Source organism: Streptomyces sp. NPDC053560, from assembly GCF_044544605.1.
Lineage (GTDB): Bacteria > Actinomycetota > Actinomycetes > Streptomycetales > Streptomycetaceae > Streptomyces.
In genome coordinates, this window is the sequence record NZ_JBITXI010000001.1 from 759,567 (window position 1) to 778,998 (window position 19,432).

A 19,432-nucleotide genomic window follows, 5' to 3' on the forward strand; every position below is an offset into this window, starting at 1 on the left:
ACGCCGGGCTGGACGCCGGTGGCCGCACCGGGACCGCCGCCAGGTCGCTGTGTCCACCCCCGGCTCGGCCCTCCCGCCGAGCCGGCCCGGGCACCCCGCGCAGCGCACCCCGCTGTCCAGCGGCGGCCGGACCGGCGACGGCGAGTGGCGTGACCGGCCGTGTCGCGGGCCGGCGCGAGCCCGGCGGAATCGGCCCGAATCGGACCCTGCCGGGCCGCGCGGGGGCGAGTAGCGTCGGGCGCCCTTCTTCCCGTACGGAGGGTGCGGACCCATGGCCGACACCGTGAGTTACGTGCAGTACGAGACGTACGAAGGCGGCAGTCCCGAAGCGGAGCGACTGGTCTTCGAGAAGCTGGCGCGCGATCTGATGCGCGTCCAGCTGCGCAACAAGGGCAGCGGCGGGGCGCACGGCGTCCGGCGCGCCTTTCATGCCAAGGGCGTGCTCGGCGTGGAGAACGCCCGGCTGCAGTTCAACGACGATCTGCCACCCGCGCTGGCCCAGGGATTCGCCCAGCCCGGAGCCGAATACCCCGCGCTCGTACGGCTGTCCAACGCCAGCGGCATACCGCAGTCCGACGTCTCGCCCGACCTGCGCGGCATCGCCGTACGGGTGGAGGTGTCACCGGAGGAGACCCACGACCTGCTGGGGACCAACTTCCCGGTGAGCCATGCCCGCGACGCCCGCGAGTTCGTCGCCTTCGCCAAGGCCATGGCGGGCGCCAGGACACCCCTGCAGAAGGCGTTCGGGCTGCTGGTGAAGCTGCCGCTGGCGGTCGGCTGGGCCACCGCCACCCGGATGCGCCGCAACGTGCAGGCCGCCGCCCGCCACACGGTCGGCTCGCTGGCCCGCGAGACGTACTGGAGCCGCGGCTCATGTCTGTGGGGCGACGCCGGGCCGGTGCGCTACCAGCTGCGGCCCGCGCCCGGCGGCGCGCCCGCGCCCCGCCCGGACCGGCACGACCCCGACCACCTGCGGCACGAGCTGGCCGAGCGGCTGGCCGCCGCCGACGTCGAATTCGACCTGTGCGTACAGCGGTTCGTGGACGAGAAGCGCACCCCCGTCGAGGACGGCGCCACGGACTGGCGGGAGTCGGACGCGCCCGTCGTTCCGGTGGCCCGGCTCACCGTCCCGCGCCAGGACATCACCACGGCCGAGGCCGCCTCCGCCGCCCGCCGCATCGAACAGCTGGCGTTCAACCCGTGGCACACCACGGAGGACTTCCGCCCGCTGGGCAACCTGAACCGGGCCAGGAAGGCCGCGTACCAGGCGAGTGCGGCACACCGTCTGGGCACCCGTTTCCGGACCGACGAACCACTGCGCAACAGCCTGCTCGGCCGGCCCCTGCGGGCGGTATTCACCGCCCTCAACCGCTACGTGCCCTGGCACCGGCTGCCGCTCAACGCCGGTCTGCTCAACCTGGTAGCGCTGCGCCAGGTGCTGCGCCGCCGCAACCTCATCGACACCGAGATCCCCGAGGCGCCGCCGAAGGCGGTTCCGGTACCGGAGACGGTGGACGAGCGCGCCCGCACGGCCCGCTCGTACGACGGCTCGCACACCGACCTGTCGGCGCCCCGGATGGGCGCGGTGGGCTCGACCTTCGGCCGCAACCTCAAGCCGGTCTACCGCCCCGACCTCTTCGACACCCCGAACCCCGTCACGGTCGCCCGTGAGCTGCTGCACCGCCGCTCGTTCCAGCCCGCCTCCTCGCTGAACATCCTGGCCGCGGCCTGGATCCAGTTCCAGGTGCACGACTGGGTCGACCACCGGCGCTACGCGCTCGCCGAGCGCTCGGTGGAGGTGCCGCTGCCGCCCGGCAGCAGCTGGTACAACACTCCCGGCGGCCCGGCCGAGAACGTCATGCGGATCGCCGAGAACAAGGGGCTGGAGCGCCCCGGCAAGCCGCCGATCCTCTTCGCCAACACCACCTCGCCGTGGTGGGACGGCTCCGAGGTCTACGGCAGCGACGAGCGCACCGCCCGCAGCCTGCGCGAGCCCGACGGCGCGAAGCTGCGCCTGGAGGACGGCCATCTGCCGATGGGCAGCAACGGCATCCCGCTGACCGGCTTCGCCGACAACTGGTGGCTGGGCCTGTCGGTCATGCACACGCTCTTCGCGCGCGAGCACAACGCGGTCTGCGACGCGCTGCACAAGGAGTACCCGAAGATGACCGCCGAGCAGGTCTACCAGACCGCCCGGCTCGTCGTCTCCGCGCTGATCGCGAAGATCCACACGGTCGAGTGGACCCCCGCCATCCTGGCGACGAAGTCCATCGACATCGCGCTGCGCACCAACTGGGACGGTCCGCCGGACAGCTGGCTGCACAAGCTGGGGCTGTGGCTGGTCGAGTCGCACTCGCTGACCGGCATCCCGAAGACCCTCCCCGATCACCACGACGTGCCGTACTCGCTGACCGAGGACTTCGTCACCGTCTACCGGATGCACCCGCTGCTCCCGGACGACTACGAGCTGCGCGAGCACCACTTCGGGCAGCGCCTGGAGGCCCTGACCTTCAACGACCTGCAGGGCGGCGCGGCCGAGTCGCTGGCCCGCAAGACGGGCCTGACGGACTCGCTGTACTCGCTCGGCATCGCGCACCCGGGCGCGATCACTCTGCACAACTACCCGCGCGCGCTGACCCGCTTCGAGCGGAACGGCGAGATCCTCGACCTGTCGGTCGCGGACATCGTCCGGACGCGGCGGCGCGGGGTGCCGCGGTACAACGACTTCCGGGCCGGGCTGCACAAGCCGCGGGTCACCCGGTTCGACGAGATCTCCGCCGACCCGGACACGGCCGCGCTGCTGAAGGACGTGTACCGGAACGTCGACGAGGTCGACACCGTGGTCGGGCTGTTCGCGGAGAACCCGCCGGAGGGCTTCGGCTTCAGCGACACCGCCTTCCGCGTCTTCATCCTGATGGCGAGCCGGCGGATCCAGTCCGACCGGTTCCTGACCGTGGACTTCCGGCCGGAGATCTACACGCCGCTGGGCATGGACTGGGTGGCGCGCGGCGGGATGAACTCCGTCATCCTGCGGCACTGCCCGGAGCTCGCGGCGATGCTGCCCCGCGACGCCAGTGCGTTCGCGCCCTGGCGGCCGGTGCTTCCGGTGCGCGGCGACGGCGCGGGGTCGTGAGGGACCGCCGCCGGGCCGCGTACGCGGGGTGAGCGATCTTGTGATGCCCCGCGGGATCGCTCCGGGGCGCGGGCGTTAACCTCCTCCCTGTGGAGGAGAAGACGCCCGCGCCCTTCGAGCGCGGTACGGACGGCCCCAAGGTCATCGTCGTCGGCATCGACGGCTCGCAGTCGTCGTGGCGAGCCGCCTCGTACGCGGCCGGGCTGGCCCGCCGGCAGAGCTCGAAGCTGGTCCTGGTGTACGTCCAGCCGGTGCTGGCGGCCGGCGCCGCGCTCGGCGCCCCGGTGGCACCCACGACGGACGAGATAGCCGAAGAGCTGATGGCCGAGATCCGCGCCTCCACCGAGCGCCTCCAGGGCATCTACGACCTCCGCTGGGAGTTCCACGTCGTGCGCGGCGACCCGTACGGCGCGATGCTCCGGATGGCTGACGATCTGAAGGCCGACGCGGTGGTGGTCGGCGCGTCGGAGTCCGCAGGTCACCGCATCATGGGCTCGGTCGCGGTACGTCTGGTGAAGGCGGGCCGCTGGCCGGTCACGGTCGTCCCGTAGCACCCCTCTTTCGGGAGGACGGACCGCGACGGGCGGGTGCGCTGTGGGAGGAACTGCCCGGCACGCCCACTCGCGCAGCCACCGCGACGCCGCCGGGACCCGACACGCCGACGAGGGAGTCTGCCGTGACCGACCGGACCTACCGTGTGACAGAGATCGTGGGCACGTCCCACGAGACCGTGGACGCCGCTATTCGCAACGGCGTACGGCGCGCGTCGCAGACGCTGCGCAATATGGACTGGTTCGAAGTGACACAGGTGCGCGGTCACATCGTCGACGGCGAGATCGAGCACTACCAGGTCGGCCTGAAGGTCGGCTTCCGCCTGGAGGACGCCGACTGATCCGGGCGGCCGGTCCCGGGGCCGGTTGCAGGAGCGGGTATCGGGTCACCGCCCCCCGTACGGGGAGTGGCCTTCCGGGTCGCCTTCCGTAAGCGCCGGATAAGGGCCATGATGATCCGCCGTCGGACCGACGAGAGGACATCGCATGGGCCTGCGTGCGGGACAGGGCGTACTGCGCCGCAAACCGATCGAAATGATCCAGGAGACCGAGGGCGGCAAGGGCGAACAGCTCACCCGCTCCCTCGGTCTCTGGCAGCTGACGGCCATCGGCGTCGGCGGCATCATCGGCGCCGGCATCTTCACGCTGGCCGGCACCGTCGCGAACGAGAAGGCCGGCCCCGCCGTCCTGGTGTCGTTCCTCATCGCGGGCATCGCCAGCGCGGCGGCCGCGTTCTCCTACGCGGAGTTCGCCGGGATGATCCCGAAGGCGGGCTCCGCCTACACCTACGGGTACGCGGTCCTCGGCGAGCTCGCGGGCTGGTTCATCGGCTGGGACCTGCTGCTGGAGTACACCGCGATCGTCGCCGTGGTGGCGATCGGCATCTCCGGCTACTTCAGCTTCCTGCTGGGTGAGCTGGGGGTGGAGCTGCCCGCCTGGATGCTGGGCGCGCCGGGCTCCGGGGAGGGGCACCGGGTCGACCTCTTCGCCGCGATCCTCTGCCTCCTGATCGCGTACCTCCTCACCCTCGGCATCAAGAACGCCGCGCGCTTCGAGACGATCGTGGTCGGGCTGAAGGTCCTCGTCGTCCTGGTCGTCATCGGCGTCGGCTTCTTCCACATCAAGACCGGGAACTACACGCCGTTCTTCCCGCACGGCCTCAGCGGTGCGTTCGCCGGCGCTGCCACGGTCTTCTTCGCCGTCTTCGGCTACGACGCCATGTCGACCGCGGCCGAGGAGTCCAAGGACGCCCAGCGCCACATGCCCAAGGCGATCCTGTACTCGCTGCTGATCTCGATGGTGCTGTACGTCCTCGCCTGCCTGGTGCTGACCGGCATGCAGAACTACACGAAGATCGACCCGGAGAGCGGCTTCTCCACCGCCTTCAAGTCGGTCGGCCTGAGCAGCCTGGCGGACGTGATCGCGGTCGGCGCGATCATCGGCATCCTCACCGTCATGTTCACGTTCATGCTCGGCGTGACCCGCGTCTGGTTCTCCATGAGCCGCGACGGCCTCCTCCCCAAGTGGTTCGCCAAGACCCACCCCACCCGCCACGTCCCCACCCGCGTCACCTGGATCGTGGGCGCGGCGTCGGCACTGATCGCGGGGTTCCTGCCGATCCGCGAGGCGGCCGAACTGACCAACATCGGCATCCTGCTGGCCTTCGTCGTCGTCTGCATCGCCGTCATCGTGCTCCGCTACAAGCGCCCCGAACTCCCCCGCGGCTTCAAGTGCCCGGCCGTCCCGCTCGTTCCGGCCATAGGAGTCGTCTTCTCCATCTGGCTGATCACCTTCCTGGAGTGGCAGACCTGGCTCCGCTTCGCCGGCTGGTTCGTCATCGGCCTGATCATCTACTTCGCCTACTCCTACCGGCGCTCGGAGCTGGCCAAGGCGAACCGGGAGATCGACGACCTGGAGGACCGCGAAGGGCGGCTGTGAGGCCGCCCTCCCCTGCCGGACAGAAAAACGCGTACGCCCGCCGGAGACGACTCCGGCGGGCGTACGCGTACAGGGGGCAGCGGCCCTTCCGGGCGCTGGAGGGGTCAGGCCTTCTGGAGGGCGGTCCAGAACTCGTCGAAGGACATCAGGCCGTCGCTGTTGGTGTCGCGGGCCTTGATGACGGCCTCGGCGACCGGGCCGGTGACGTAGGGGTCACCCATCTCGGCCATCGCGTGCTTGAACTCCTCGGCCGTGACCATTCCGTCGCCGTTCTGGTCGAAACGTGCGAACGTCGCCTTGGCCTGCTCGATGTCTGCCACGGGTGTGCCCCCTTCGTGCGGTGCTGTCGTCGTGCCGTCCGGGAGCCCCGGCCGACCCGGGTACATTAACCGACCGTCATACGCGGCCGAGCGCCCGGGCGAGGTGAGGCGCCGTGCGGCTGCCCTCCGCCGCCGCGACCTCGGCCGGCGTACCGGCCGCGACGACGCGCCCACCTTCCGCGCCACCACCGGGGCCGAGGTCGATGACGTGGTCGGCCCCCGCGACCACGCCCATGTCGTGTTCCACGACGACCACCGTGTTGCCGGCGTCCACCAGCCCGTGCAACTGGCGCAGCAGTACCTCGGTGTCGGCCGGATGCAGCCCCGTGGTGGGCTCGTCCAGCAGGTAGAGCGTGTGCCCGCGGCGGGTGCGCTGGAGCTCGGCTGCGAGCTTGATGCGCTGCGCCTCGCCGCCGGACAGCTCGGTCGCGGGCTGACCGAGCCGCAGGTAGCCCAGGCCGACGTCCTGGAGCGTGCGCAGGCTGCGGGCCGCTGCGGGCACCTCGGCGAGGAAGTCCGCAGCGGCGTCCACGGTCATCTCCAGCACCTGGGCGATGTTCCGTCCGCGGTAGGCGATCTCCAGCGTCTCGGGGTTGTAGCGGGCGCCGTGGCAGGCCGTGCACGGCGCGTACGTACCCGGCAGGAAGAGGAGTTCGACGGCGACGAACCCCTCGCCCTGGCAGGTCTCGCACCGCCCTGCGGCCACGTTGAAGGAGAAGCGGCCCGCCTTGTACCCGCGCGCCCGCGCCTCGTCGGTGGCCGCGAAGACCTTCCGTACGGCGTCGAACAGGCCGGTGTACGTGGCGAGGTTGGAGCGCGGGGTCCGGCCGATGGGCTTCTGGTCGACGCGCACCAGCCGGTCGACGGCTTCCAGGCCCTCGGCGGCGACCGGTTCGGCCATGGGCCGTGCCTCGTCGCCGCTCTCCTCGGCGCCCGCTTCCGGCCGCTCCCCCGCCGCGTCCCCGCCCAGCCGCTCCCGTACCGCGTCCGCGAGCACCCGGGTGACGAGCGTGGACTTGCCGGACCCCGAGACGCCGGTGACGGCCGTGAAGACTCCGAGGGGGAACTCCGCTTCCAGGCCCCGCAGGTTGTGGAGCGTGATCCCGGACAGCCGGACCTCGCCGGCGGGCTTCCGCGGCTCGCGGGCCCCGGCGCCGTCCGGCCCGTCGAAGAGGAAGCGGCGGGTGAGGGACTCGTCCACCTTCGCCAGGCCGTCGACCGGGCCGCTGTGCAGCACTCGTCCGCCGTGCTCCCCTGCCCGCGGGCCGACGTCCACGAGCCAGTCGGCCCGGCGGACCACGTCCATGTCGTGCTCGACGACGAAGAGGGAGTTGCCCGCGTCCTTCAGCCGGTGCAGGACGGTGAGCAGCGCCTCGGTGTCGGCCGGGTGCAGGCCGGCTGAGGGCTCGTCCAGGACGTAGACCACGCCGAAGAGGCCGGAGCGGAGCTGGGTGGCCAGCCGCAGCCGCTGGAGTTCGCCGGCGGAGAGGGTGGGCGAGGGGCGGTCCATGCCGAGGTAGCCCAGGCCGAGTTCGGTGAGGACCTCGATACGGGCGACGAGGTCGCGCGCGAGGGTGCCCGCCACGCTCTCCTCGTCCGTGCTCTCGGCCGTCGGCCGCAGCAGCGCGGCGAGTGCCGAGAGCGGCATGCCCGCCAGCGCGGCGATGTCGTGGCCCGCGAAGGTGACGGCCAGCGCCTCCGGGCGCAGCCGCCGGCCGTCGCACGCCGGGCAGTCCTCGGAGACCAGGAACCGCTCGACGCGCCGGCGCTGCGTCTCGCTCTGCGAATCGGAGAACGTGTGCAGCACGTAGTGACGGGCGCTCTGGTACTGGCCCTTGTACGGCCGCTGGATGCGCCCGGCCTCGCGTTCCGGGTGCACGGTGACGACCGGCCGCTCCTCGGTGAACAGGATCCAGTCCCGGTCCTGCCGCGGCAGGTCGCGCCAGGGCCGGTCGATGTCGTACCCGAGCGTGGCGACGATGTCGCGGAGGTTCTTGCCGAGCCACGCGCCGGGCCAGGCGGCGATGGCGCCCTCCCGGACGGAGAGCGCGGGGTCGGGGACGAGGGAGTCCTCGGTGACCCGGTGGACGCGGCCCAGCCCGTGGCATTCGGGGCAGGCGCCCGCCGCGGTGTTGGGCGAGAAGGCGTCGGAGTCCAGCCGCCCGGTGCTGTCCGCCGGGTAGTCGCCGGCGCGCGAGAACAGCATGCGCAGGCTGTTGGAGAGCGTGGTGACGGTGCCGACGGAGGAGCGCGAGGTGGGGGCCGAGCGGCGCTGCTCCAGGGCGACGGCCGGCGGCAGGCCGGTGATCTCCTCGACCCGGGGCGCGCCGACCTGATGGATCAGCCGCCGGGCGTAGGGCGCGACCGACTCGAAGTACCGGCGCTGCGCCTCGGCGTAGAGGGTGCCGAAGGCGAGCGAGGACTTGCCACTGCCCGAGACGCCGGTGAAGACGCAGAAGGCGTCGCGCGGGATGGCCACGTCGACGGCGCGGAGGTTGTGCTCACGGGCGCCGCGCACCCGTACGTACGAATCGGTCATGCCCTCCATGATCGGGGACGCCGGCCGGTGGGTCGCGGTGCACCGGCCGGCGTCCCCCGTCTCACTCCACGCCGAGGGCGGTGCGCAGGGCCGCGTGGGCCTCCTCCCACGGCCCCGGCGTGGCTATCACCGCGCGGAGCCCGCGGATCTGCCGGGGCGGCAGTCCCGCGGCGAGCACGCCCGTGGCCAGCCCGTCCCGGCCGTAGAGCGCGGCCACCTGGCGCTGCTCCTTGTCCAGGAGGACCGTCTCGGCCCGGTCGGCGCCCGCGAGCACCCCGTACGCCTGGAGCTTCATCCCGTACTGGTCGGACCAGAAGTACGGGACCGGCGTGAACGGGCGGCGTTCGTCCTCGGTGACGCCCAGCTCGGCGAGCAGGTTGCGGGCAGCGGCCATGGCCTGCTCGGTGGCGTTCATCCGGTGCTCGATCCGCAGGTGGCGGCCGTGCCCCGGGTGGTACCAGCGGGCCACGTCACCGGCGGCGTAGATCCCCGGCGCGGCGGCGCAGAACTCGTCGCAGCGCAGCCCGTCGGCGGTGTCCAGCGCCGCGTCGGCACGCAGCCAGTCCACCGCCGGCTCGGAGCCGATGGCGAGCAGGACGGTGTCGGCGTCCAGCACGCTGCCGTCGGCCAGCCGTACGCCGGTGACGTGCCCGTCCGCGGTCTCGACCGCCTCCAGACCGCCGGTCAGCATCCGTACGCCGTGCCGCTCGTGCTCGGCGGCGAGCAGCGTGCCCGTGCCGTCGCCGACGAGACGGTGCATGGGCAGCGGGTCGCGTCCGACGAGCGTGACCTCGTGGCCCAGCTCGCGGGCGACCGCTGCGGCCTCGCAGCCCAGTACGCCGTTGCCCGCGACGACCAGCCGCCGCGGCGCTCCGGACAGCCAGGTCTGCAGCCCGAGGGCGTCGTCCAGCGTGCGCAGCGTGTGGACGCCGGCCGCGTCGGCCAGGCCCGGCAGGGTGCGGGCCCGGACGCCGGTGGCGACGATCATGCCGGCGCACTCCAGCCGCTCGCCGTCGGCGAGGGTCACGGTGCGCGTCGCGGCGTCCAGCGCCGTGGCCCGGGTGCCGAGCCGGAGGTCCAGGTCCAGCGTGTCGAGCTGGACCTCCGTACGCAGCCCCAGCCGGTCGGCCTGCCAGTCGCCGGAGAGCAGCTGCTTGGACAGCGGGGGCCGGTCGTAGGGCAGGTGCGGCTCGTCGCCGATCAGGGTCAGCGTGCCGGTCCAGCCGCCCCGGCGCAGAGCCTCGACGGCGGCGAGGCCGGCCGCCGAGGCGCCGACGACGGCGATGCGTCCGTCGGTCATGCGCCGACCTGGATGGCGGCGGCGGGGCAGATGGCGGCGGCCTCGTGGACCGCGGCGTGCTGCTCGGCGGGCGGCTGGGCGTCCAGCAGGACGACGACGCCGTCCTCGTCACGCTGGTCGAAGACCTCGGGGGCGACCAGGACGCACTGACCGGCGGCGCAGCACTTGTCTTCGTCGAGGGTGATGTTCATGGCTTCTTGCTCCTGTGGGGGTTCCTGCGGAATCCGTTGGGTGGTGCGGTATGGATCTACCAGGTGACGGGCAGTTCGTGACACCCGTAGATCGCCATGTCCGTACGGAACGGGATGGTCTCGATCGGCACGGCGGGCCGCATCGTCGGGAAGCGGCGGAGCAGGGTCGCGAGGACGACCTGGAGCTCGACGCGGGCCAGGGCCTGGCCGAGGCACTGGTGGATGCCGTAGCCGAACGCGACGTGGTGCTGGGAGTTGGGGCGGCGGACGTCGAGCTTGTCGGGGTTCTCGAAGGTCTCCGCGTCGCGGTTGGCGGACGGCACGGCGACCACGACGCCCTCGCCGGCGCGGATGAGCTGCCCGCCGATCTCGATGTCCTCGGTGGCGGCGCGGCGCGGGCCGTTGCGGATGATGCTGTGGAAGCGCAGCAGCTCCTCGACGGCGCCGCGGATGAGCGAGGGGTCCTCGCGCAGCTGCTGCGCGGTTCCCGGCTCGCCCATCATGCTCAGCGCGGTCAGGCCGATCATGTTGGCGGTGGTCTCGTGCCCGGCGACCAGCAGCAGGGCCGCGAAGCCGATGACGTCGTCGTGGCTGATCTCCCCGGCCTGCTGCTGCTCGACGATCAGCCGGCTGAGGATGTCGTCGCCCGGGTTCGCCTCCTTGGCGGTGACCAGGCGGTCCAGGTACGCGCGCAGCTCCTCGCGTGCGGCGTCGGCCTCCGCCTTGGGGATGGTGCGGGAGAGCAGCTTGCCGGTGAGGCCCTGGAAGAGCGCGTGGTCCTCGTAGGGGACGCCGAGCAGCAGGCTGATGACGAGGGAGGGCACCGGGAGGGCGAGCGCCTCGACGAGGTCGACCGACTCGGCGCCGCTCAGCCTGGCGGTCTGCATCGCGTCGCAGAGCTCGTCGGTGATCCGCTGGATCTCCGGGCGCAGCGCCTCGACCTTCTTGACCATGAACTCGCGGGTGACCATCCGGCGGAGCCGGGTGTGCTCCGGCGGGTCCATGCGGATGAAGCCGCGGTTCTCCGTGGTGGCGCCGCCGGTCATACCGCTGAGCGGGTAGCCCGGGGTGAGGGTGTCGGAGCTGAACCGGGTGTCGCCGAGGATCGCGCGGATGTCCGCGTACCGGGTGACGAGCCAGGCCCAGCTGCCGTCGGGCAGCGAGATCTTCTTGACCGGCTCCTCGATCCGCATCCGGCCGAACTCGGCGGGCGGGTCGAAGGGGCAGCCGGTGGGGGGCTCCACGGGCAGCGGGGCATGGGGGGAAGTGACGGTCATGTCGCTCCTTGCGGACACGCGGACGGTGGCGCCGCACTCGGACGCTCGCCTAACACTCGTAAACTTACACCCGTAAAAGCCAGGCGGGCGGACCGGGGCCCCGTCAACTCCCTTTCGGGCAACGGGTACGCTGACAGTGGTTGCCAAATGCAACCTTGCGGTCACGGCTCGCCACAAAAGGGGCATTGCCCCCCGTCACTGGATGTTGCGGTACCGGTCCTGCCGGTTCATCGCAACCACGATGTCGCTCGGTGACTGCACTCCGGCAAAATTCGCCTCGTGCTCCTGGCCCAGGACCGCGAAGAGGGCGGCCACCGCTTCCTTCGTCTTGGCCAGCGCCTGCTCCCGCGCATCCGGGATCCGATCGCCGTCACCGTCGCCGTCACCGATGAGCCCGATCAGGGTCAGCTCCCAGTCGCCCAGGGTCTCGGCGATCAGGATGTCCTGAGCCCGATAGGTTCCCCACCTGTCACGCCACCCCCAGAACGTCCCCAGGGCGGCGATCACGGCGATCGACACGCTGACGGTGGCCTGCAGGCCGACCTCGTTCTGCGTCTGCGGGTAGACGAACAGCAGCGGCAGCATCACGCCGAGGATCACTTCGATCCCCCCGAAAAGGCGATACCAGAAAACGGAAGCCCGTGCGAAGAAACGCGACCGCTTGTGGTGCGTCACCAGGAGCCGTCTGACGACGTCGTGGCACTCCGGGAAGTGATCCTTGATCTTCGGGTGCCACGCGTACAACGCGTCTGTCCTGTTCCGCGCCCATAGCCCCGGCATCGCGCCCCCGCCCCCCGTGCTCAGCCTTGCCAGGAGGATAGCGCCACAAGGGCCACTTCAACCCTGCTCGTTCTCCGGGCCGGCCCCGGCCGGGACGGGCGCCCGCAGCCCGAAGCGGAACGGCGGACCGGATGGCGGAGGGCCGCCGTCAGCGCTCCAGCAGCAGATCGAGGATGTCGTCGACGAAGCGGTGCAGGCGTTCGGGGTTCTTCGCGGCGGGGAGCACCTGCCAGAGCATGACCCGGCCGTGGACCGCCGACCACAGGACGTACGGGGCCTCGTCCCGCGAGCAGCGGATCCGCCAGCCGGCTTCCTCGCACGCCGTCAGCGCGTCGTGCAGGCCGCGCACGAGGAGGCCCGCAGGGTGCTGCGCCAGTCGCTCGGGGCCGACCGGAGACTGCCGGGTCTCGTAGAGCAGCCGGTACTTCGCCGGGTGGTCGATGGCGTACCGGCAGTACGCGCGCAACCGCGCCCGCAGCCGCGCCACCGGGTCCCCCTCCGGGACCAGCGCGCCGGCGGCAGCCATGTCCTCGACCAGCCGCTCGTAGCTGACCTGCATCGTCGCCCAGACCAGCTCGGTCTTGTCGGCGAAGTGCCGGTAGATGCTGGGGGCCGCGACGCCCGCCTCACGGGCCACGGCGCGGAGGGACAGCGCGTCCTCGCTGCCGACCTGCTCCAGCAGCCGCTCGGTGGCGGTCAGCAGCTCGGCGCGCAGCCGGTCACCCTGGCCGCGCGGGTTCCTGGGCCGTGCGGCCGCGCTCTCCGTCATCGCCGTGCGCCTCTTTCTCGTCTGGCGGGCCTCAAGAGTTTCACACTCGTGCCCCTGTTCCCGCCGCACGGCCACCCGCGGCCGCCGACAGCCGCTACCGTGCGCCCATGCCCGAGCCCCCACGCGCCGACGGCGCCACCCCCGCCGGCACCGGCACCGCCGACCGGCGGCCCGACCTCCGTCCACCAGCCCTCGCCCCGCCCGGCCTGTTCCCGCCCGGTCTTCCGGTGGCCGGGGCCATGGCGCGGCACGCGTCCGGCCGTGCCTGGCTGGCCCGGCTGCCGCAGCTGGTCGACGAGGTGGCGGAACGCTGGGGGCTGCGCCTGTCGGCACCGTTCGACGGCGGCAGCTGCTCCTGGGTGGCCCCGGTCAGGCTGCCCGACGGCGACCCGGCCGTACTGAAGGTGACCTGGCCGCACCGGGAGATGGCGGGCGAGGCCGCCGCGCTGCGCGCCTGGGGCGGCCACGGCGCCGTACGGCTGCTCGACCACGACCCGGAGCGCCACGCGCTGCTCCTCGAACACTGCGTACCGGGCACGACGCTGCTGGACGCGGTCCCGGAGGCCGACCGGCGCGCCGCTCCCCCGGACACCGCGCTCTCTCCCGAGGAGGGGCTCGACAGGGCCGCCGACGTACTGGACGCCCTGTGGCGCGCGCCGCGGCCCTCGGGGGGCGAGCTGGAGACGGTGGCGGCGGTCTGTGCCGAGTGGTCGGACCTGGTGCGGGACCGCGCGGACCGGCTCCGGCCGCCGTACGACCCCGGTCTGGTGGCGCTCGGCGCTTCGCTGCTGCGGGAACTGCCCGCCTCGGCCCGCCGTGAGGTCGTCGTGCACGGCGACTTCAACCCGGGCAACGTACTGGCCACCAACGGCCCCGGCGGCTGGGTTGCCATCGACCCCAAGCCGATGGCCGGCGATCCGGGGTACGACCCCTGGCCCTTGCTGACGCAGCTGGACGACCCCTTCTCGCACGACTCGCCGGCCGACGTGCTGCGCGCCCGGCTGCGCCTGCTGGCCGACCGGCTCGGCGAGCCGGCCGAGCGGATGGCCGCCTGGGGCGTGGCCCGCTCCGTGGAGAGCGCCCTGTGGGCCGCGGCGCACGACGACGTGGCAGGCGGTGCCGAGGAGCTGGCGGAGGCCCGGGTGCTGGCGGAGGTCGCCGGGCTGTGACCCTGCCGTGCACGGCGCCGCAAGGCCACCGGCTCCTCTATGGTGGTGGCGCATGAGGCGTGAGCGACCCATGGTGACAACGGTCTGGGACGAGGCGACACCCGGTGCCCCACGCGTCGTCATGGTGTACGGCTCGCTGGCCCCGGGCACCGAAGTCTTCGCCGGGCAGCGCATGTTGGCGGAACTGTTCCGGCTCGAACTGGTCGGGCCGGCGGCCGACGGCACCGGCACCGAGCCCTCCGGCATCGCGGAACTCCTCGCCCAGGGCGCCCACTTGGTCGGCCACTGCACCGGCGCCACGGTGGCCCTGCACGTCGCGGCGGCCGCCCCGCAGGCCGTCCGCTCCCTGACGCTGCTCGAACCGTGCGCCCTGCGGGCCACGGCGGGCCGGCTCGCGGCGTACGGGGAGCCCGCCGCCGACGCCCCCGGCCTCCGCCCCGCCACGCTGCTCACCGCCGACTGGCCCAAGCTGATCGTCAACGGCGGCCCCGGCCGCCCCTACGACGCCCGCCGCGGCTGCCCGCACCCGACGCCGCCCGGCTACGGCGAGCAGGTCGCCGACGCGATCGGCGCCCGCCACCTCCGGGTCGAGGACGCGGGCCACGCACCGCAGCGCGACCGCCCCTGCCGGGTGAACACCGCACTCAGGCGGCTGTGGCAGGGGTGAAGGGACCCGCCCCGCGCTCCGGGGGCGGGGCGGGGCCCGCCGCGCTATTCGCCCGCTGCCACGGCGCGCCGGGCGGCCGCCGCCGTGTGGGCCGCGTCGTATCCCGCCGGGACGCCCGGCACGAGCACGATGTCGGCCTCGATGTGCCGGGTGCGCAGCGGTATGAGCTCCTGGTAGGCGGGCGACTCGTACCAGGCGTGGGCCTGCTCCAGGTCGGGAAACTCGATGACGACCAGGTGTCCGGGCCAGCTGCCCTCGCGGACCTCGACCGTCGTGCCGTGCACCAGGAAGCGGCCCCCGAACGGGTCCATCGTCCCCTGAATGCGGTCCATGTAGGACAGCACTTCCTCGTGCCGGCTGCCGTTCTTCAGGTGGCCCACGGCGTACGCGCTCATGTCGGTCCCTCTCCCCGTCGGGTGGCGCCGGCCGCCCGTGCGGCCGGCGCCGACCCCTAGATTCGCAGGGCGGGGTCAGCGCGTCGATGACCTCTGGGGTCATGGACCGCGTCCAGCAGGCCTCAGCCCGCCCGCAGCGCCGCCAGCTGCTCCTCGAACGGCACGACGTCCTCGAAGTCGTCGGGGCCGCCGCTGCCCTCGGCCACGGGCACCGTGCCCGCGCCGCCGCGCACCAGCCCGGCCAGCTCCCCGGCGGCCCGTTCGATGCGTTCCATGAGGGCGCCGCCGGGGCCGTTGCCGCCCGCGCCCCAGTCCTCGGACGCCGCGTACACCGCGGTCGGCACGACCACCGCGCGCAGGTACGCGAAGAGCGGGCGGAGCGCGTGCTCCAGCGCGAGCGAGTGCCGGGCCGTGCCGCCGGTGGCGGCGATCAGCACGGGCTTGCCGTTCAGCGCGGTGTGGTCGATGACGTCGAAGAACGACTTGAACAGCCCGCTGTAGGAGGCGGTGAAGATCGGCGTGACGGCGATGACGCCGTCCGCCGCCGTCACCGCCTCGATCGCCTCGCCCAGCGCCGGCGAGGGGAAGCCGGTCACCATGTTGTGGGCGATATCGGTGGCGAGGTCGCGCAGTTCGATGACACGGACCTCCACCGGGCGGGCCGTGCCGTCCGCCGTCCGCTCCCGGGTGGCCTCGGCCAGCCGGTCGGCGAGCAGGCGGGTGGACGAGGGCACGCCCAGCCCGGCCGAGACGGCCACGATCGTCAGCGGCTTCATTCCGCCACCTCCTCCAGTGCCGCGGCGTCGCGCTCGGCGACGCGGGCGGCGTGTGTGGGACCCTCCGGCACCTCGGCCGGGCGGTCCTTGGCGAACTCCTTGCGGAGCACGGGCACGACCTCTTCGCCGAGCATGTCCAGCTGCTCCAGGACGGTCTTCAGGGGCAGGCCCGCGTGGTCCATCAGGAACAGCTGCCGCTGGTAGTCGCCGAAGTAGTCGCGGAATTCGAGGGTCTTCTCGATGACCTGCTGCGGGCTGCCGACGGTCAGCGGGGTCTGCTCGGTGAACTCCTCCAGGGAGGGGCCGTGCCCGTAGACCGGCGCGTTGTCGAAGTACGGGCGGAACTCGCGGACCGCATCCTGGGAGTTCTTCCGCATGAACACCTGGCCGCCGAGCCCCACCATCGCCTGCTCCGGTGTGCCGTGTCCGTACTGCGCGTAGCGGTGGCGGTAGAGCCGGATCAGCCGCTGGAAGTGGTGCTTGGGCCAGAAGATGTTGTTGGCGAAGAAGCCGTCGCCGTAGTACGCGGCCTGTTCGGCGATCTCCGGGCTGCGGATGGAGCCGTGCCACACGAAGGGCGGTACACCGTCCAGCGGGCGAGGCGTCGAGGTGAAGCCCTGCAGCGGGGTGCGGAACTTGCCCTCCCAGTCGACCACGTCCTCGCGCCACAGCCGGTGCAGCAGGGCGTAGTTCTCGATGGCGAGCGGGATGCCCTGGCGGATGTCCTGGCCGAACCAGGGGTAGACCGGGCCGGTGTTGCCGCGGCCCATCATCACGTCCACCCGGCCCTCGGCGAGGTGCTGGAGCATCGCGAAGTCCTCGGCGATCTTCACCGGGTCGTTGGTGGTGATCAGCGTGGTGGAGGTGGAGAGGATCAGCCGCTCGGTGCGGGCGGCGACGTAGCCGAGCATGGTGGTCGGCGAGGACGGCACGAAGGGCGGGTTGTGGTGCTCGCCGGTGGCGAAGACGTCCAGGCCGACCTCCTCGGCCTTGAGCGCGATGGCGAGCATCGCCTTGATCCGCTCGTGTTCGGTCGGCGTCCGGCCCGTCGTGGGGTCGGTGGTGACATCTCCGACCGTGAAGATCCCGAACTGCATGCTGCCCGCCTCCGTACGTTGCTGCGGTCACTGAACCGTAATAGTTGAACCATAAACTATACCTGCCCAACAGTGCCGGTCCTGCGCCTATTCCACACCCCTGCGAGCCATCCCGCCGCACGGCGAGCCGCCGGTAGAAGTAACACCGATCTCGTGAAGTTCACGTCTTGATTTGAGAACTTCACATGTGCTTTTGTTCTAAGCATCATGAACGACGTGATTCCTGACCTCCGCCGCCCCGTCGTGGGTGTCTCGCTGAAGCTCTACTTCGGTCTCGCCGAGACCCGGAAGTGGCTCGCGGACGTCGCCGCGCTCGCCGGTACCGCGGGGCTCGGCGCACGCGCCGTCGACCTCTTCGTCCTCCCCTCCTTCCCCGCGCTGGCCGACGCGCGCGAGCTGCTGGCCGGCACCGGGGTCGCCTTCGGCGCGCAGGACGTGCACTGGGCGGAGTCCGGGCCGTGGACCGGCGAGGTCTCCGCGGGGATGCTCACCGAGGCCGGCGCCACGTACGTCGAGGTGGGGCACGCCGAGCGGCGCGCGCACTTCGGCGAGACCGACGACGTCGTACGGGCCAAGACCCGCGCCGCCACCGCCGCCGGGCTGGTCCCCGTCGTCTGCGCGGGCGAGCGGGACGGCACCGACCTCGCGGCTGCCGTCGAGGAGACGCGCCGGCAGGTACGGGCCGCGCTCGCGGGCGCCGTACCTGGCAGCGAGGTCGTCATCGCCTACGAGCCGGTCTGGGCGATCGGCGCCGCCGACCCCGCGCCCGCCGAGCACGTCCTGACCGTGGCCGCCGCGATCCGTGCCTGCCTGGACGAGCACGACGTGCGCGGCCGGCTGATCTACGGCGGGACGGCCGGGCCCGGCACGTACGAGCGGCTCTCCGCCGGCCCCGTCGACGGCCTCTTCCTCGGCCGGCTCGCCCACGACACCGAGGGCCTGCGCCGCGTCCTCGACGAGATCGCCCCCGTCTGAACACTCCCAGGGAGACCACCATGACCTACCGCATCGCCATCGGCTGCGACGACGCGGCCTTCGAGATGAAGGACGCGATCGTCGCGCACCTCAAGGGCCTCGGCTACCCGGTCACGGACCTGAGCGCGACCCCGGACGAGGACTACCCGGACGTGGCCGAGCGGGTGGCGCGCAGTGTCGCCCGCGGCGAGCACGAGCGCGCCGTCCTGGTCTGCGGTACGGGCATCGGCATGGCCATCGCCGCCAACAAGGTGCCCGGCATCCGCGCCGCGCAGATCCCGGACAGCTACAGCGCCGAGCGGGCCCGCAAGTCCAACGACGCGCAGATCGCCTGCTTCGGCAGCCGCACCATGGGCGTGCACGCCGCGCTGGTGTGCCTGGACCACTGGCTGGTCTCGGACTTCGCCGGCGGCGGCTCGGCGCCCAAGGTGGAGAAGATCAAGCAGGTCGAGACCCGCAACCTGGTCGCCTGAGCCGCCCCGCCCCCTCCCGAAAGGTGGAAGCACCATGCGCGCAGTAGTCATCGAGGAACCGAACAAGCTGTCCGTGACCACCGTGCCCGACCCGACGCCCGGTCGCGGCGAGGTCGTCGTCAAGGTCACCGCCGCCGGGCTGTGCGGTACGGACGTGCACATGCTGGCGGGCGAGTTCGGGCCGACAAAGTACCCGGTGATCCCCGGGCACGAGTTCTCCGGCGAGATCGTGGCCGTGGGCGAGGGCGTCACGGCCTTCGCCGAGGGCGACAAGATCGCCGCCGACCCGGCGGTCTACTGCGGCGCCTGTCACTTCTGCGCCATCGGCCGCGGCAACCTCTGCGAGCAGTGGGGCACCATCGGCATCACCGTGGACGGCGCGGCCGCCGAGTACGTGAAGGTCCCCGCGAAGAACTGCTACCGGCTCCCCGAGACCGTCGAGCTGCGCCACGCGCCGCTCATCGAGCCGCTGTCGACGATCGTGCGCGGCTTCGACATCGTCGACCCCAAGCTCGGCGACCACTTCCTGATCTACGGCGCGGGCACGATGGGCCTGCTCTACATGCAGGTCGCACAGCGCGCCGGGGCCGGCTCGGTGTCCGTCGTGGACATCAACGCCGACCGGCTCACGGTGGCGAAGAAGCTGGGCGCCGACCACGTCGCGACCAGCGCGGACGACCTGGAAGGCCCCCGGCTGGGCTGGCAGGTCGTGACCGACTGCACCGGCAACGTCAAGGCCATCGAGGACGGGCTGACCCGGCCGATCCGCGGCGGCACGTTCCAGCAGTTCGGCTGCGCCCCCGACCAGGAGATGGCGCGGTTCTCGCCGTTCCGGATCTACAACGACGAGATCCGCATCGTCGGTTCGATGGCGATCCTGCACAGCTACGGGCGCGCGGTGGAGCTGCTGGGCAAGGGCGTCATCGACTCCGAGACGATGATCACCCACCAGTTCGCGCTGGACGAGTACGCCGAGGCGCTGGAGACCTTCAAGCGCGGCACGGGCCGCAAGCTGCAGATAGTCCCCGACAAGGCCGCCGCCTGACGCCCCGTCGGCGATGCCCCCCGGGCGGGGCGAAACC

General features: G+C 72.3%; 19 protein-coding genes. 9 read left to right on the top strand and 10 right to left on the bottom strand.

The annotated features are described in order from the left end of the window. Nucleotides 1–271 precede the first annotated feature (271 nt). The 4 genes from ACIGQF_RS03050 to ACIGQF_RS03065 all read left to right on the top strand — a co-directional run bounded on the left by ACIGQF_RS03050 (nt 272) and on the right by ACIGQF_RS03065 (nt 5,622). Nucleotides 272–3,133, top strand: a complete 2,862-nt coding sequence (locus ACIGQF_RS03050; protein ID WP_399704656.1) for a peroxidase family protein — start codon at nt 272–274, stop codon at nt 3,131–3,133. Between the two features lie 89 nt (nt 3,134–3,222). Beyond that, a complete protein-coding gene (locus ACIGQF_RS03055; RefSeq protein ID WP_361561382.1) occupies nt 3,223–3,684 on the top strand; it encodes a universal stress protein in 462 nt (153 codons plus the stop codon). A gap of 125 nt (nt 3,685–3,809) precedes the next feature. Then, the gene (locus ACIGQF_RS03060) at nt 3,810–4,025 is read left to right on the top strand and encodes a dodecin (RefSeq protein WP_361561381.1); all 216 of its coding nucleotides are present in this window, start codon (nt 3,810–3,812) and stop codon (nt 4,023–4,025) included. Nucleotides 4,026–4,170: 145 nt separating this feature from the next. Continuing rightward, nucleotides 4,171–5,622 carry an amino acid permease gene (locus ACIGQF_RS03065; protein ID WP_399704661.1) on the top strand — a complete coding sequence of 484 codons (1,452 nt, stop codon included), beginning with the start codon at nt 4,171–4,173 and terminating at the stop codon, nt 5,620–5,622. Nucleotides 5,623–5,726: 104 nt separating this feature from the next. Here the strand turns inward: ACIGQF_RS03065 and ACIGQF_RS03070 are convergent, their stop codons facing one another. From ACIGQF_RS03070 to ACIGQF_RS03100, 7 genes are all read right to left on the bottom strand, one after another. Continuing rightward, nucleotides 5,727–5,942 carry an EF-hand domain-containing protein gene (locus tag ACIGQF_RS03070; RefSeq protein WP_361561379.1) on the bottom strand — a complete coding sequence of 72 codons (216 nt, stop codon included), beginning with the start codon at nt 5,940–5,942 and terminating at the stop codon, nt 5,727–5,729. Between the two features lie 76 nt (nt 5,943–6,018). After that, nucleotides 6,019–8,481, bottom strand: a complete 2,463-nt coding sequence (uvrA, locus tag ACIGQF_RS03075) for an excinuclease ABC subunit UvrA (RefSeq protein ID WP_399704664.1) — start codon at nt 8,479–8,481, stop codon at nt 6,019–6,021. A 61-nt stretch (nt 8,482–8,542) separates the two neighbouring features. Then, nucleotides 8,543–9,781, bottom strand: coding sequence for an NAD(P)/FAD-dependent oxidoreductase (locus ACIGQF_RS03080; protein ID WP_399704667.1), 1,239 nt, complete (start codon nt 9,779–9,781; stop codon nt 8,543–8,545). Beyond that, nucleotides 9,778–9,972, bottom strand: coding sequence for a 4Fe-4S domain-containing protein (locus ACIGQF_RS03085; RefSeq protein WP_361561376.1), 195 nt, complete (start codon nt 9,970–9,972; stop codon nt 9,778–9,780). The genes ACIGQF_RS03080 and ACIGQF_RS03085 overlap by 4 nt, the downstream gene beginning before the upstream one ends. Before the next feature lie 56 nt (nt 9,973–10,028). Continuing rightward, nucleotides 10,029–11,249 carry a cytochrome P450 gene (locus ACIGQF_RS03090; protein WP_399704669.1) on the bottom strand — a complete coding sequence of 407 codons (1,221 nt, stop codon included), beginning with the start codon at nt 11,247–11,249 and terminating at the stop codon, nt 10,029–10,031. 195 nt (nt 11,250–11,444) lie between these two features. Next, on the bottom strand, nt 11,445–11,993 hold the full coding sequence (locus ACIGQF_RS03095) for a hypothetical protein (RefSeq protein ID WP_399704672.1): 549 nt from the start codon (nt 11,991–11,993) through the stop codon (nt 11,445–11,447). Nucleotides 11,994–12,177: 184 nt separating this feature from the next. After that, entirely contained in the window at nt 12,178–12,798 is a 621-nt protein-coding gene (locus tag ACIGQF_RS03100; protein ID WP_399704673.1) for a TetR/AcrR family transcriptional regulator, read from the bottom strand. Nucleotides 12,799–12,905: 107 nt separating this feature from the next. On the opposite strand from ACIGQF_RS03100, the gene ACIGQF_RS03105 reads away from it, so the two are divergent. Together ACIGQF_RS03105 and ACIGQF_RS03110 are read left to right on the top strand one after the other, a co-directional pair. Further along, nucleotides 12,906–13,967 (top strand): aminoglycoside phosphotransferase family protein, encoded by a 1,062-nt coding sequence (locus ACIGQF_RS03105; RefSeq protein WP_399704674.1) that lies wholly within the window; start codon nt 12,906–12,908, stop codon nt 13,965–13,967. Nucleotides 13,968–14,019: 52 nt separating this feature from the next. Beyond that, complete coding sequence (locus ACIGQF_RS03110; protein ID WP_399704676.1) at nt 14,020–14,634, top strand: alpha/beta fold hydrolase; 615 nt, start codon at nt 14,020–14,022, stop codon at nt 14,632–14,634. A 44-nt stretch (nt 14,635–14,678) separates the two neighbouring features. Here the strand turns inward: ACIGQF_RS03110 and ACIGQF_RS03115 are convergent, their stop codons facing one another. The 3 genes from ACIGQF_RS03115 to ACIGQF_RS03125 form a co-directional block, all read right to left on the bottom strand. Beyond that, nucleotides 14,679–15,029 carry a DUF1330 domain-containing protein gene (locus ACIGQF_RS03115; RefSeq protein WP_399704678.1) on the bottom strand — a complete coding sequence of 117 codons (351 nt, stop codon included), beginning with the start codon at nt 15,027–15,029 and terminating at the stop codon, nt 14,679–14,681. 122 nt (nt 15,030–15,151) lie between these two features. After that, the gene (locus tag ACIGQF_RS03120) at nt 15,152–15,805 is read right to left on the bottom strand and encodes an FMN reductase (protein WP_399704680.1); all 654 of its coding nucleotides are present in this window, start codon (nt 15,803–15,805) and stop codon (nt 15,152–15,154) included. Continuing rightward, the gene (locus tag ACIGQF_RS03125; protein WP_399704683.1) at nt 15,802–16,902 is read right to left on the bottom strand and encodes an LLM class flavin-dependent oxidoreductase; all 1,101 of its coding nucleotides are present in this window, start codon (nt 16,900–16,902) and stop codon (nt 15,802–15,804) included. Before ACIGQF_RS03125 ends, ACIGQF_RS03120 begins: the two co-directional genes overlap by 4 nt. Nucleotides 16,903–17,109: 207 nt before the next feature. Here ACIGQF_RS03125 and ACIGQF_RS03130 point away from each other — a divergent pair, with 207 nt between their 5' ends. Genes ACIGQF_RS03130 through ACIGQF_RS03140 form a run of 3 tightly spaced genes read left to right on the top strand, consistent with a single transcriptional unit; the run spans nt 17,110 to nt 19,395 of the window. Beyond that, the gene (locus ACIGQF_RS03130) at nt 17,110–17,877 is read left to right on the top strand and encodes a triose-phosphate isomerase family protein (protein ID WP_399704686.1); all 768 of its coding nucleotides are present in this window, start codon (nt 17,110–17,112) and stop codon (nt 17,875–17,877) included. Between the two features lie 20 nt (nt 17,878–17,897). Beyond that, nucleotides 17,898–18,350: an RpiB/LacA/LacB family sugar-phosphate isomerase gene (locus ACIGQF_RS03135; RefSeq protein ID WP_399704687.1), complete on the top strand. Its 453-nt coding sequence runs from the start codon at nt 17,898–17,900 to the stop codon at nt 18,348–18,350. 34 nt (nt 18,351–18,384) lie between these two features. Beyond that, the gene (locus ACIGQF_RS03140; RefSeq protein WP_399704689.1) at nt 18,385–19,395 is read left to right on the top strand and encodes a zinc-dependent alcohol dehydrogenase family protein; all 1,011 of its coding nucleotides are present in this window, start codon (nt 18,385–18,387) and stop codon (nt 19,393–19,395) included. The last annotated feature ends 37 nt before the right edge of the window (nt 19,396–19,432 follow it).